The organism is Thauera sp. 63, from assembly GCF_000310165.2.
GTDB classification, from domain to species: Bacteria; Pseudomonadota; Gammaproteobacteria; order Burkholderiales; family Rhodocyclaceae; genus Thauera; species Thauera humireducens.
Genome location: NZ_AMXC01000001.1, coordinates 307,790 through 321,246 on the forward strand (window position 1 = coordinate 307,790; position 13,457 = coordinate 321,246).

At 66.3% G+C, this 13,457-nt stretch carries 6 protein-coding genes; 3 read left to right on the plus strand and 3 right to left on the minus strand.

Annotated elements, in window-relative coordinates; translation table 11 throughout:
- Positions 1–59: 59 nt before the first annotated feature.
- Complete coding sequence (locus C664_RS01560) at positions 60–1,952, minus strand: SurA N-terminal domain-containing protein (protein WP_004251846.1); 1,893 nt, start codon at positions 1,950–1,952, stop codon at positions 60–62.
- Between the two features lie 192 nt (positions 1,953–2,144).
- Here C664_RS01560 and C664_RS01565 point away from each other — a divergent pair, with 192 nt between their 5' ends.
- The gene (locus tag C664_RS01565) at positions 2,145–5,447 is read left to right on the plus strand and encodes an EAL domain-containing protein (RefSeq protein ID WP_004251848.1); all 3,303 of its coding nucleotides are present in this window, start codon (positions 2,145–2,147) and stop codon (positions 5,445–5,447) included.
- Positions 5,448–5,487: 40 nt separating this feature from the next.
- On the opposite strand, the gene clpB is transcribed toward C664_RS01565, so the two are convergent.
- Together clpB and C664_RS01575 are read right to left on the minus strand one after the other, a co-directional pair.
- On the minus strand, positions 5,488–8,067 hold the full coding sequence (gene clpB, locus C664_RS01570) for an ATP-dependent chaperone ClpB (RefSeq protein ID WP_004251876.1): 2,580 nt from the start codon (positions 8,065–8,067) through the stop codon (positions 5,488–5,490).
- A 91-nt stretch (positions 8,068–8,158) separates the two neighbouring features.
- Entirely contained in the window at positions 8,159–8,896 is a 738-nt protein-coding gene (locus tag C664_RS01575) for an SDR family oxidoreductase (protein WP_004251878.1), read from the minus strand.
- Positions 8,897–9,119: 223 nt separating this feature from the next.
- On the opposite strand from C664_RS01575, the gene C664_RS01580 reads away from it, so the two are divergent.
- Both C664_RS01580 and C664_RS01585 read left to right on the plus strand, forming a co-directional pair.
- Positions 9,120–11,183 carry a PAS domain-containing sensor histidine kinase gene (locus C664_RS01580; protein WP_004251879.1) on the plus strand — a complete coding sequence of 688 codons (2,064 nt, stop codon included), beginning with the start codon at positions 9,120–9,122 and terminating at the stop codon, positions 11,181–11,183.
- A 34-nt stretch (positions 11,184–11,217) separates the two neighbouring features.
- Positions 11,218–13,440 carry a putative bifunctional diguanylate cyclase/phosphodiesterase gene (locus tag C664_RS01585; RefSeq protein ID WP_004251881.1) on the plus strand — a complete coding sequence of 741 codons (2,223 nt, stop codon included), beginning with the start codon at positions 11,218–11,220 and terminating at the stop codon, positions 13,438–13,440.
- Positions 13,441–13,457 lie beyond the last annotated feature (17 nt).

A 13,457-nucleotide genomic window follows, 5' to 3' on the forward strand; every position in this document is an offset into this window, starting at 1 on the left:
ATCGGGCCTTTTGCTTTGCTGCCTGAGGGCATGACGACCCTTCGGGTCGTCATGCCGGATCAGGGCTGTGATCTCGGCTGCAGCTTGACCTGCACCTCGTAGCGGTTGCGCAATTCCGACAGGAAGGCGCCGAAGTCGCGCTCAGCCAGCACCTGCGCATACTGTTCGGCCACGGCAAGCACGCGCGGATCGTCATCCGCAATCTCGGGGCGTGTCACGGACTCGATGCGATAGAGCACATAGTCACCCTCGGGCAGGCCGAGGCCGACGTGCGTCGGCAGTTCCTTCGACTGCGCCGAGAACACCGCCTGCATGGCCGCGCCAGGCAGGCCGGGAGCAGAGCGCTGCAGCGCACGGGCTTCACCCCATTTACCGTCGACCTGCTCGCCCTTGTTGAGCGCAGCGAGCATCGCCGCGCCCTGCTCGGCGACACGGCGCGCCGCCGCCTCACGCCGCAGATCGGCCACGATACGGGCCTTGACCTCGTCCAGCGGCAGCAGCACAGCCGCCTCGTAGGCCTTGACGCGTGCCGCGACCAGCGTGTTGGTCGCAACCTCGACGGCCTCGGTGTTGCGTGCGTTCCTGACGGCGTCATCGCCGAACAGCGCATTCAGCAGCCGTTCGTTGCTGTACCCGCCGATGCTGCCGCCCTCGCGCGACACCCAATCGGTGCTGCGGATCTCGAGCTTGAGCGCCTCGGCCACCGGGGCAAGGCTGTCGGCCTGCTCATAGACCATATTCGCAAACTGCTCGGCCTGTTCGGCGTAAAGCCGGCTGGCCGCCTGTGTGCGGAGTTCACCAGCGATCTCGTCGCGGACCTCGTCGAGCGCGCGCGTGCTCGCGGGCTTGATGCCGGTGACCTGAATGATGTGCACCCCGAAGTCGCTGCGTACCGGCTCGCCGATCTGATCCTGCTGCTGCGAGAACACCGCATCCTCGAAAGCGCCCACCATCACGCCACGCCCGAAGAAGCCCAGATCGCCACCGCGCGAGGCCGAGCCCGAATCCTGCGACTTCTCCTTCGCCAGCGCGGCGAAGCGGGACGGATCCTTGCGGAGCGCCTCCACCAGCGCCTTTGCCTCGTTCATGACGCGACTGACGTCGGCTTCGCCTGCATCGGCCGCTAGTTCGAGCAGGATGTGGCGTGCCTGGCGTTCCTCGGGTACGCCGAAACGCGCCGGGTTGCCTTCGTAGAACGCGCGGATCTCATCGTCACTGACGCTCACCTGCTTCTCGACCGCCTCACGGTCGAACACCACGTAGTCGGCCTGCAGGCGGGCCGGACGCTGGAAGCGGTCCTGATTCGCGGTGTAGTAGGCCTTGACCTCGTCGTCGCTCACGGTGATCTCCGCCTCCATCTTCGACACCGGCAGACGCAGTTCGCGAATGCTGCGCTCCTCGAGCTGGGCAGCCAGGAAGCGGCGGGCCGATGCGGCCGGCGCAAATCCGGCCTCACCCAGCGCGAGAGACAGTTGCTGGACCCGGATGTCCTGCGCCAGGCGCGCCTCGAACATCGCCGGGCTCATCCCCTGGGCACGCAGCAGCGTCTCGTAGCGCTGCAGCGAGAAACGGCCGTCCTCCTGGAAGGACTCCACGTTGGCGATCGTCGTCTGCAGCTCCTGCGGGGTGACGACAAAGCGGTTCTCGGCCGCATAGAGCGCCAGCACGCGGCGATTGATCAGGTTCTCGAGCACCGATCGGCGAAGCTCCTCGGATTCGAGCAGGGCGCGATCGGCCGTACCACCCGCTGCAGCGCGCAAGCGGTCCTGCTGGTCACGCAGCGCCTCTTCGAACTCGACCGTACCGATCGGCGAACCGGCAACCGTCGCGACTTCGTTACCACCCGGGGCGTCACTGAAATAAGCGTCCATGCCGAAGAAGGCAAATGGGACGATAAGAATGGCCAGGATCACCTGGGCAACGCGCTTGTTGCTGCGAACAGCTTCGAACATCTCGATATCCGTGGGAGCCTTGGGAATGGAGTACGGACAGCACGAGGACGAAGGGCGTTCATTCGTCCGTCAATCAGCCCGCATTTGCAAGGGCGGGAGTTTAGCGCATCCACGGGGGCTTCAGGCCGCTCGGCAAGCAGAACGTGCGCTATGCCTCGAAATGGGCAACAGGGCACCGATATACTGCGCGAAATGCAGATTCACAAACTGGCCGAAAACGTCGGCCTCGCCCTCCTCGTCGGACTCGGCTACGCGATCAGCGGCTGGCTGTCGATAAAGCTCGCCGTACCGCCGGGTTACACCACGCCCGCGTTCCCGCCCGCCGGCATCGCGCTATCCGCCATGCTGATCTTCGGTGCGCGCGTCTGGCCGGGCATCCTCGCAGGCGCCCTCGTCGTCCAGTTCATCGCGCACCTTGCGGTCGGGATCAGCCAGGCGCCGCTCGCCGGCCTGCTGATTCCGACGTTCGGCGCTGTGCTGCAGGCCGCGGCTGGCGCCTGGCTTGCCCGATGGCTGATCGGCTTTCCCAACCGTCTCGACTCGCCGCGCACCATCGTGCGTTTCCTCGTACTGGTCGCCCCGATCGGTTCGCTGGTCAATGCATCGCTGTCGGTTCCGGCCCTCCACGCGGCAGGAATCATCACGACCCAGGAGATGGCGTTCAACTGGTGGACATGGTGGCTGGGCGACACGCTGGGCGTGATCGTCATGGCGCCGCTGATGTTCGTGCTGTTCGGACGCCCTTCAGCCGACTGGGATGGCCGTCGGCTCGGCGTTGCCATTCCGCTCGGACTCGCGCTTGCGATCCTGGCCTTCGCGTTCCGGCAGGTGCTCGTCTGGGAGGAGTTGCGCGTCCAGGCACAGTTCACCCGCGACACGGAGCATCTCGCCAGCCAGGTGCGCAAGCGCCTCGATGCACAGATCGACATGATGCTGGCGATCCGTGGGCTGATGAGCGTGAGCGAAAGCGTGTCACATGAGGAGTTCCAGGATTTCGTCCGCCCTTGGCTGGACCGCTATCCCGGCACGAAGAATTTCGCCTGGAACGCGAGGGTCCTGCAGGGCCAGCGCGCGCGCTTCGAGACCCTGGTACGCGCATCGGGCCATCCGGACTTTCAGATCCTCGACCGGGATATGCAGGGGAAGGTATATCCCGCCGCAGATGCGCCGGAATACCTGCCGATCGTCTACGTCGCACCGCTGGAGCACAACGCCAGTGCGATCGGCATCAACCCCATGTCACTTTCCCCCGCGGCGCAGGCCATCCTCGAGAGCCGCCAGACGGGTAGCCCCGTCGCCGCAGAGGCGTTCCGGCTCGTCCAGGAAACAGGAGCGCAGAAGGGCGTCGTCCTTTACCTGGCCACGCACCGCCACGCCTCCTCGACACACGAGGGGGCGCTCAGTCTTCACTCGGAGGAAGGCATTGTCTCTTCGGCCTTCCGCATGGACGACGCGCTGGCGGCAGTGCGGGCGCAGGCCGAGGAAATCGGAATCGAACTCTGCCTCAAGGATACCGCCGCCGCCCCCGGACGCCAGCGCCTGACCGGACTGGATGAGTGCGATTCGGCCACGTGGCTGGCGCATGCGATAGGCCGCCGGGTCGCCCTCCCCTTTGCGGGACGCTCCTGGGAGCTGCGTCTGCGCGCCACCGATAACTACATCTACGCGCAGCGCACCTGGGCCGCCTGGGGTGCAGTCGCGACCGGCCTGCTGGGCACGGGCCTGCTGGGCGCCTTCCTGCTGATCAGTACGGGCCACACCCGCCGCATCACCGGTCTCGTGGACCGCCGCACGCGGGAACTCGAGGCCACCACCGCCACGCTTCGTGAGAATCAGGCTGCCCTTGCGGAGGCGATGCGGATCGCGCGAATGGGCAGCTGGGAAACCCGGGTCGGGCAGCGGGGTCTGCGCTGCTCGGACGACCTTCATCGCCTGCTCGACACGAAACTGCACCGGCTCGGATCGGTACATGACATCGTCGCGGCCCTCGCGCCCGAGGACCGGCCGATGATCGAAGCGAAACTCGAAGAGCTCGCACAGGCACCGGGGCAGGTCACGATCGACGCACGAACGGACCGCGAGCCCGCCCGCGTACTGCAGTTCCAGATCGAGAGCGAGTGGCGCGATGGCGCCCTCGCCCACATCCGCGGCACGGTGCAGGACGTCACCGAGGCACGGCAGGCCGAAGCGCACATCCAGTACCTCGCGCACTTCGACACGCTGACCGGACTCCCCAACCGCAGCGCCTGGATTGGCCAGGCACAGGGAGCGCTGCGCACCGCAGAGCGCCATGGCGACCGCCTGGCGGTGCTGTTCCTCGATCTGGACAACTTCAAGACCGTCAATGACTCACTCGGGCACCCGGTCGGCGATCGCCTGCTGGCGGCCGTGGCGCGTCGTCTGTCAGGCTGCCTGCGCGGAGAAGATCGCCTGGCCCGGCTCGGCGGCGACGAGTTCGTCGCCCTCCTGCCCCGCCTCGAGCACCCCGGCGATGCGGCAACCGTCGCACGCAAGATGCTCGAGGTACTCGACGATACGCTGCGCATCGAAGACCACGATCTGCGTCCCTCGGTGAGCATCGGCATCGCGCTCTATCCCGACGACGGTCAGTCGGTCGACGTCCTGCTCAAGCACGCCGACACGGCGATGTATGGTGCCAAGGCTGCAGGCCGCAACAACTTCCAGTTCTTCGTCCCGGCGATGAACGAACGTGCCAACGAGCGCCTCAAGCTCGAAAGCGCGCTGCGCCGGGCCGTTGCCGGAAAGCAGTTGCTGCTGCACTACCAACCCCAGATCGACACGCGCAGCGGCCGCGCAATCGGTTGCGAGGCGCTGGTGCGCTGGCAACACCCCGAACGCGGGCTGGTGCCGCCGGCCCAGTTCATCCCGATCGCCGAGGATGTGGGAATGATCGTGCCGATCGGCGAGTGGGTGTTGCGCGAAGCGTGCCGCCAACAGGCGGAATGGGCCGCGGCCGGCCTGCGCGACCTGACGGTGGCCATCAACATTTCGGCACTGCAGTTCCAGCGTGCGGACTTCCCCGACGTCGTCGCCCGCATCCTCGACGAGACCGGCGCCGACCCCGCCGCGATCGAGCTCGAGATCACCGAGAGCGCGCTGATGAACCCCGGCAGCGAGCAGCTCGAACGCCTCAACCGCCTGATCGAGCGCGGCCTCACGCTCGCACTCGACGATTTCGGCACCGGATATTCGTGCCTTGCCTACCTCAAGCGCCTGCCACTGAGCCGGATCAAGATCGACCGCTCCTTCGTCGCCGACCTGCCGGGCGACACCGAGGACGCCGCGGTTGTCTCGGCCGCACTCTCGCTCGCCCGCGACCTCGGCATGGACGTGGTTGCCGAGGGTGTCGAGACACCCGGCCAGCGTGCCTTTCTCGCCGAGCGCAACTGCACGCTGATGCAGGGCTACCTGTTCTCCAGGCCGCTCGACGCTGGCAGCTTCGAGGCCTGGATCAGGGGCTTGGGCCACCACTGAGCCGGCCCCGTGCAAGGGCCGGCCCGGTGGTCACACGCCATCAGGCCTGTTCGAAAACCAGCTTGCCGCCACGGACATCGACGCGCACGCGGTCCCTGGCGGCGAACTGCCCTTCGAGGATCGCCTTCGCGAGCGGATTCTCGATGCGCTCCTGGATCGCGCGCTTGAGCGGTCGCGCCCCGAACACCGGATCGAAACCGGCATTGGCCAGTTCTGCGAGCGCCGCATCGCTGACGTCGAGCCCCATCTCCAGCCGCGCCAGACGCTTCTCCAGGTACTGCAGCTGGATCTTCGCAATGCTGGCGATGTGCTTCTCGTCGAGCGCGTGGAACACCACGACCTCGTCGATGCGGTTGATGAACTCCGGGCGGAAGTAGGTCTTGACCTCGGCCATCACCGCCAGCTTGATCACCCCATAGTCGTCGCCCGCCATGGCCTGGATCATCTGGCTGCCCAGGTTGGAGGTCATCACGATCACGGTGTTCTTGAAGTCCACCGTGCGGCCCTGGCCGTCGGTCATGCGGCCGTCGTCCAGCACCTGCAGCAGCACGTTGAACACATCCGGATGTGCCTTCTCGACCTCGTCGAAGAGGATCACGCTGTACGGCTTGCGGCGTACCTGCTCGGTCAGGTAGCCGCCCTCCTCGTAGCCGACGTAGCCCGGCGGCGCGCCGATCAGGCGGGCGACCGAGTGTTTCTCCATGAACTCGCTCATGTCGATGCGGATCAGGTGCTCCTCGGAGTCGAACAGGAAGCTCGCCAGCGTCTTGCACAGCTCGGTCTTGCCCACGCCGGTGGGACCGAGGAAGAGGAAGGAGCCGTACGGCCGGTTCTCGTCCGACAGGCCCGCACGCGAACGGCGGATGGCATCGGCCACCAGACGCACCGCTTCGTCCTGACCCACCACGCGCTCGTGCAGCTTGTCTTCCATCTTCAGGAGCTTCTCGCGCTCGCCCTGCATCATCTTGCTGACCGGAATGCCGGTAGCGCGCGACACTACCTCGGCGATCTCCTCAGCGCCGACCTGGGTGCGCAGCAGCTTGTTCGGCGCGGCGTTCTCGCCCGCCTGCTCGGCCATCTTCAGCTGCCCCTCGAGCTGGGGCAGCTTGCCGTACTGCAGCTCGGCGACCTTGTCGAGCTGGCCCTTGCGCTGGTACTCGGCCATCTGCGCGCGCAGCGCGTCGATCTCTTCCTTGATGTGGGCTGAGCCCGCGACCTTGGCCTTCTCCGCCTTCCAGATTTCCTCGAGGTCGTTGTACTCGCGTTGCAGCTTGGCAAGCTCGTCCTCGATGAGCTGCAGGCGCTTCAGCGAAGCCTCGTCCTTCTCCTTCTTCACCGCCTCGCGCTCGATCTTGAGCTGGATCATGCGACGGTCGAGCTTGTCCATGACCTCGGGCTTGGAGTCGATCTCCATCTTGATGCGCGCGGCGGCCTCGTCGATCAGGTCGATCGCCTTGTCGGGCAGGAAGCGGTCAGTGATGTAGCGGTGCGACAGCTCGGCTGCGGCAACGATCGCCGGGTCGGTGATGTCGACGCCGTGGTGGATCTCGTACTTCTCCTGCAGGCCACGCAGGATGGCGATGGTCGCCTCCACGGTCGGCTCGTCGACCAGCACCTTCTGGAAACGGCGCTCGAGCGCGGCATCCTTCTCGATGTACTTGCGGTACTCGTCCAGCGTGGTCGCGCCGATGCAGTGCAGCTCGCCGCGGGCAAGCGCCGGCTTGAGCATGTTGCCCGCGTCCATCGCACCCTCGGCCTTGCCCGCACCGACCATGGTGTGGATCTCGTCGATGAAGAGGATGATGCGGCCCTCGTCCTGCGCAATCTCCTTCAGCACCGCCTTCAGGCGCTCCTCGAACTCGCCGCGGTACTTGGCGCCAGCCAGCAGCGCGGCCATGTCGAGCGACAGTACCTTCTTGCCCTTCAGGGTCTCGGGCACCTCGTCATTGACGATGCGCTGCGCCAGGCCCTCGACGATGGCAGTCTTGCCCACGCCGGGCTCTCCGATCAGCACCGGGTTGTTCTTGGTGCGGCGCTGCAGGATCTGGATCGCGCGGCGGATCTCGTCGTCGCGGCCGATCACCGGGTCGAGCTTGCCGCTGCGGGCGCGCTCGGTCAGGTCCATGCAGTACTTCTTCAGCGATTCGCGCTGGCCCTCGGCATCCTGGCTGCCGACACTGGCACCGCCCCGCACCGCCTCGATCGCAGCCTCCAGCGCCTTGCGCGCCAGGCCATTCTCCTTCAGCAGCCGGCCGGCCTCGCCCTTGTCGTCGGCGAGCGCGAGCAGGAACATCTCGCTGGCGATGAACTGGTCGCCGCGCTTCTGCGATTCACGGTCGGTCACATTGAGCAGGCTGTTCAGATCGCGCCCGATGCTGACCTCGCCACCATGGCCCTCTACCTTCGGCAGGCGCCCGATGGCCTTGGAGACCGCGGCCTTCAGCGGTGGCACATTGACGCCGGCACGCTGCAGCAGCGACACGCTGCCGCCGTCGTCCTGTTCGAGCAGCGCCTGCAGCACATGCAGCGGCTCGATGAACTGCTGGTCGTTGCCCACGGCGATGCTCTGCGCATCGGCCAGGGCTTGCTGGAACTTGGTGGTGAGCTTGTCGAAGCGCATCTGGAGCATCCTCGGGATTCGTTGAACTGCACCTTATGTGGGGCGCGTTCGCCCCGCTTCAAGAGGCCGTATCGCCAGGCGACACGCAGCCTCAGCCCTGCAGGTCGCGCAGATCGGCGGTCGGCACCGTGCCGAAGGCGTCGCCCAGCAGGTAGTCGGCCAGGCGCCGTGCGCAGTCGTCGACCGGGACGAGCCCGCCCGCTCGCTGCATCTCGGCAAAGCGCTCACGCAGCGGGAAGCGCTCCAGGCTGGTCGCGCGAATCGTGGCCTGCATCTCGGTGTCGAGCACGCCCGGCGCGAGGCTGCAGATGCGCAGGCCCGCGACCTTGTCCTCCGCGACCGCACGGGCGTGATGGTCCAGCGCCGCCTTGCTCGCACAGTAGACGCTCCAGCCCGGATAGGGCTTGCGCGCCGCGCCGCTCGACACGTGCAGGATGCGACGGTCGGTGACCGAGGCGGCGGCTGCGCAGAAGGCCGCGGCAAGCATCAACGGCGCAGCGACATTCAGCGCGAGCGCGCGCGCCACCTCGTTCGGGTCCTGCAGCGCCGGCGGGCCCATTGGCGAGATGGTGCCGGCGTTGTTGACCAGCACCGCCTGCTCGGCCCCGTCAAGCCAGGCTCCAAGCCTCCCCGTCTCGAGCCAGCGCGGGAGCGCATCTGCGTCCGCCAGATCGAGCGCCACTTCGGAGAAGGTGTCCGGGAAGCGCGCGGCGAGCCGCGCATTGCGGTTGCGTGCAAGTCCCAGCACGCTGGCCCCACGTAGAAGCAATGCAGCGGCAACCGCGTCGCCGAGCCCGCGGCTATGACCGCTCACGATGGCCTTGATCATTCCTCGCCCTCCCGCGTCTGTGACATCTCGCTGGCTGCCCGTCCCGCGGGGATGCGCACCAGCGTCGGCCTTGATCATACAGCCCTGCCGGCGCCCGGCACGACACGTCGGATGCATGCAGGAAACGTCACTCATGCATCCCTTCGGCGCAGCAGCAACGATATGATGCTGCGAATACTTCCGCGCCGCTGGCCGCACCGAGACGCCCAACAACGGACACCCGATGGATAAGCTGCAGACCTTCGTCAGTCTGTTCGACTACGCACCACTGCCGATGTCCTACTCGCCGCTCGACGCGGCGGGCGGGCTGCTGGCGTCGTTCTGGAATCGATCGTGGTTCGAATGCTTCGGCTATCGGCCCGACGAGGTACAAGGCAGGGCAGGTGAAGCATTTGGCCTCTGGCCCGACGTCTCGTTCCGCGCCGACTTCCTGCGTGCAGTCGGCTTCGACGACATCAGCAAGACGGAAACGACGCTGCGTCGTGCAGACGGCAGCCTGCGCACCGTCATCGTCTCTGCGCGCAAGATGTTCGCCGACGACACCACCTTGATGGTGGTGAGCTACGAGGACGTCACCGAGCAGCGTCAGCTGGAATCGGCCCGAAAGGCGGCCGAACGCTCCCTGCGCCTGTTCCAGGAGATGGTCGAGAGTTCGAACGACGCAATCATGATCGTCGAAGACCACCACGTCATGGCCTGCAACACGGCCGCCACGACGCTGTTCGCAATGCCGCGCGAACAGCTGATCGGACGCCACCCCGGCGACCTCTCCCCTGAACGCCAGGACGACGGCGAGTCTTCGTTTATCGCCGCAGTACGGCACATGGAACGCGCAATCGCGGGTGAAACCGAACACTTTCTCTGGCGTCATCTGCGCGGCGACGGCAGCACCTTCATGGCGGACGTGGTGCTGAACCCCGCGATCGACCTTGGCGCAGACGACGGCGAACGCGGCCGGCGTTACGTGACCGTGGTGCGCGACGTGACCGACGAGCAGCGCGCCGCACGCGCACTCCAGGACAGCGAAGAACGCTTCCGTCAGTTGTTCGAGCTGGCGCCGGTCGGCCTTGCGCTCACCGAGAGCGACGGTCACTTCCTTGCCGTCAACCGCCACTGGATCCAGCTGTTCGGCTACACGCTGGAGGACCTCCCGCGCACCGAGCACTGGTGGGAATGCGCCTACCCCGACGCCGCGTATCGCGAGAAGGCGCGTGCGACCTGGACCAGGGCAAGGGCTGCGATCACCGACCGCAACGGAGAGATCGAGCCGGCCGAGTACATCGTCACCGGCAAGGACGAACGGCAGCGTCACGTGTTGATTGGCGGCGCCATGATCGGCAACAACGTGCTGACGAGCTACAGCGACGTCACGGCCCAGCGTGAGGCGCGCGCGCAACTCGAGGCGCTCAACCAGAGTCTGGAAGCACGGGTGGAGGAACGGACACGCGACCTGAGACAGGCGATCGCCGACCTGACGCTGGCCCAGCACGAACTGGTGCGATCGGAGAAGCTCGCCAGCCTGGGGGCGCTGGTGGCGGGGGTGGCTCACGAACTCAACACCCCGATCGGTAATGCCGTGATGGTCGCCAGCACGCTGAGCGACCAGCGCAGGCGCTTCGAAACGGCCGTCACCGAGGGGCTGCGGCGCTCGGCACTGGAGAGCTTCCTGCGCGAACTGCGTGAAACGAGCGAGATGATCGAGCACAACCTGCGCCGAGCCGCAGAGCTGATCACCAGCTTCAAGCAGGTTGCGGTCGATCAGTCGAGCTACCAGCGACGCACTTTCGGCGTTGCCGAGACCTTGCACGAACTGCGCATGACGCTGAATCCATCGCTCAGGCGCGCCGGCGTCACGCTGATCGAAGACGTCCCGCCCGAGCTGCGCATGGATAGCTACCCCGGACCGCTGTCGCAGGTGCTGATGAATCTGGTGAACAACGCCGTCGTCCACGCTTTCGATGGCCGCTCCGGCGGCACGGTACGCATTTCCGGCACGCCCCTGCCCGGCCTCCGCGTGCGCCTCCAGATCAGCGACGACGGTTGTGGCATCGAAGCCGACCAGCTCCCGCGTATTTTCGATCCGTTCTTCACCACGAAACTCGGACGCGGCGGATCGGGATTGGGCTTGCATATCGTCCATACGCTCGTCACCGGCGTCCTGGGAGGCAGCGTTCGCATTGAAAGCGTGCCTGGCGTGGGCAGCAGCGCGATCCTGGAGCTACCGCTGAACGCCCCACCGCTTCGCACCAGCCCCGAAGACGATGGCGGGCCATCCTCACATCCTTGAACCGATAGCCGGTCCTCACGCCCGGAGACCCTGCATGCAACACGACGAATCGAGCTTCAGCGCCGACGACGAACTGATCGCGATCGAAGAGGACATTCCCGCCTCGCCAAGCGACACCGAGGCGCCCGAGCCCTGGCAAGTGCTGATCGTCGATGACGACGAGGACGTGCATCGCGCAACCGAGCTCGCGCTGCGCGGCATGCTCGTCGAGGACCGTCCCATCCGGCTGCTGCACGCGCACACGGGCGAGGCGGCCCTGCTGCAGGTCGCGCAACACGAAGACCTCGCCGTGATGCTGCTCGACGTGGTCATGGAGTGGGACAACGCGGGCCTGCAGGTCGTGCGCAAAGTGCGCGAGTCACTGAAGCGCAGCGCACTGCGCATCATCCTGCGCACAGGACAGCCGGGCTATGCACCGGAACTGGAGACCGTTCGGAACTACGACATCAACGACTACAGGACCAAGTCCGAACTGACCCGCGTACGGCTTTTCACGAGCCTCACCGCGTCGATTCGGGTCTATCGCCAGATGCGTACGCACGAGCGCATGCGTCAGGGGCTCGAAAGCATCGTCCGAGCGAGTACAGAGCTCTCCAAGCTGCGGGGCATGCAGCGCTTTGCCGAAGGCGTGGTGGATCAGTTGTGCGCCCTGCTCGGCGTGCGTGCCGAAGGGCTCGTCTGCGCCCAGGGCGGCCTGTCGAGCGTCGGCGAACCCGCGCGCGTCATCGCCGCCGCCGGGCGCTTCCGCAAGTACGTGCTGCAGCCGCTCGCCGCACTCGACACGGCGGTGATCCGCGACGCACTGATGCGCTGCCTGGACGAACAACGCAGTCTTTTCGCGCCGGCGCTGGCGATCTACTTCCCCACCCCGGCGGAGCGCCGCCTCGCCGCGTATGTCGAGCTGTCCGGCCCCCTGCGCGAAGGCGATCGCCATCTGCTCGAAGTGTTCTGCTCGAGCATGGCGGTCGGGTTCGAGAACGTGTTGCTGTACGACCGCCTCATCGACCAGGCCTACCTTGACCCCTTGCTCCGCATCCCCAACCTGAACCGCCTGCTCGAGCACCTCGCAGACCCCGCGCTGGAGCCCGCCAGCTCCACCCTCGCCCTGCTCGACATCGACGATTTTTCGGCGATCAACGACACGCTCGGACACGAGTTCGGCGACGCAGCCCTGAAGGCGATCGTCGCCCGGGCGCAGGCGGTCCTGCCCGAATGCCACCTGGCACGGCTGGGTAGCGACCTGTTCGCGGTACTCGGCCACTCACGCATGGTCAAGCCCGACACGCTGCAGCAACTCTTCACCGAGTCATTCGACGTCGCTGGGCAGCGCGTGAGATTGTCGGCCACGATCGGATTGGTGCAACTGGGCACACGTGACTGTTACGGCCCGGCGCTGTTGAAGGACGCGCATGTCGCATTGAAGCAGGCCAAGCTGCATCACCGCGGCACCGCCGTGTATTTCTCGGCGGCACTCGGACAGGATGCCCGCGCACGCATGCACCTGCTGCGCGAACTGCGCGAGGCCTTCGATGCCCACGATCGCTTCTTCGTGGTCTACCAGCCCAAGGTTCATCTGGCGAACGGGCGGCCGAGCGGGGTCGAAGCGCTGCTGCGCTGGCGTACCGCGAACGGAGAACTCATCGCGCCCGATCGCTTCATTCCGCTGGCCGAGCAGTCTGGCCTCATGATCGCGCTGGGTGCTTTCGTCCTGCGCAACGCCTGCCAGCAGCTACGCCGGCTGCGCGATGCGGGTCACGATGCACTCACCATGGCGATCAATGTGTCGCACGTACAGCTGCGCGATCCCGATTTCATGATGCTCTTGAAGGCCAGCCTGGATGAGGCCGGCGTGCCCGGATCGCAAGTGGAACTCGAGATCACCGAATCGATGGCCGCCGAGGACCTCGAACTGGTGAGAGGACTGCTTGCGGCGCTGAAGACGCTGGGCGTTCGCGTGGCGATCGATGATTTCGGCACGGGCTTCTCGTCGCTCAGCGTGCTGCGTCATCTCGATGCGCAACGCCTGAAGATCGACCGGAGTTTCGTCACCGAGATGCTTCAGGACAATAGCATTGCACGCATGGTGATCAGCCTCGGGCACACGCAGCGCATGGCGGTGACGGCCGAAGGCATCGAAACCGAAGCCCAGCGCGACGCGCTGCTCGCCCTTGGCTGCGACGAGGGACAGGGCTGGCTGTACGCGAGGCCGCTGGAAGAGGCCGCATTGCTCGCCTGGCTCGCAAACGCATCCGCCTGAACCGCTGCCCCCCTTTG

Bases quoted from the DNA above. Each gene is read 5' to 3' on its own strand.
- C664_RS01585 (WP_004251881.1), top strand. From the start codon at position 11,218: ATGCAACACGACGAATCGAGCTTCAGCGCCGACGACGAACTGATCGCG.
- C664_RS01580 (WP_004251879.1), top strand. From the start codon at position 9,120: ATGGATAAGCTGCAGACCTTCGTCAGTCTGTTCGACTACGCACCACTG.
- C664_RS01560 (WP_004251846.1), bottom strand. From the start codon at position 1,952: ATGTTCGAAGCTGTTCGCAGCAACAAGCGCGTTGCCCAGGTGATCCTG.
- C664_RS01575 (WP_004251878.1), bottom strand. From the start codon at position 8,896: ATGATCAAGGCCATCGTGAGCGGTCATAGCCGCGGGCTCGGCGACGCG.
- clpB (WP_004251876.1), bottom strand. From the start codon at position 8,067: ATGCGCTTCGACAAGCTCACCACCAAGTTCCAGCAAGCCCTGGCCGAT.
- C664_RS01565 (WP_004251848.1), top strand. From the start codon at position 2,145: ATGCAGATTCACAAACTGGCCGAAAACGTCGGCCTCGCCCTCCTCGTC.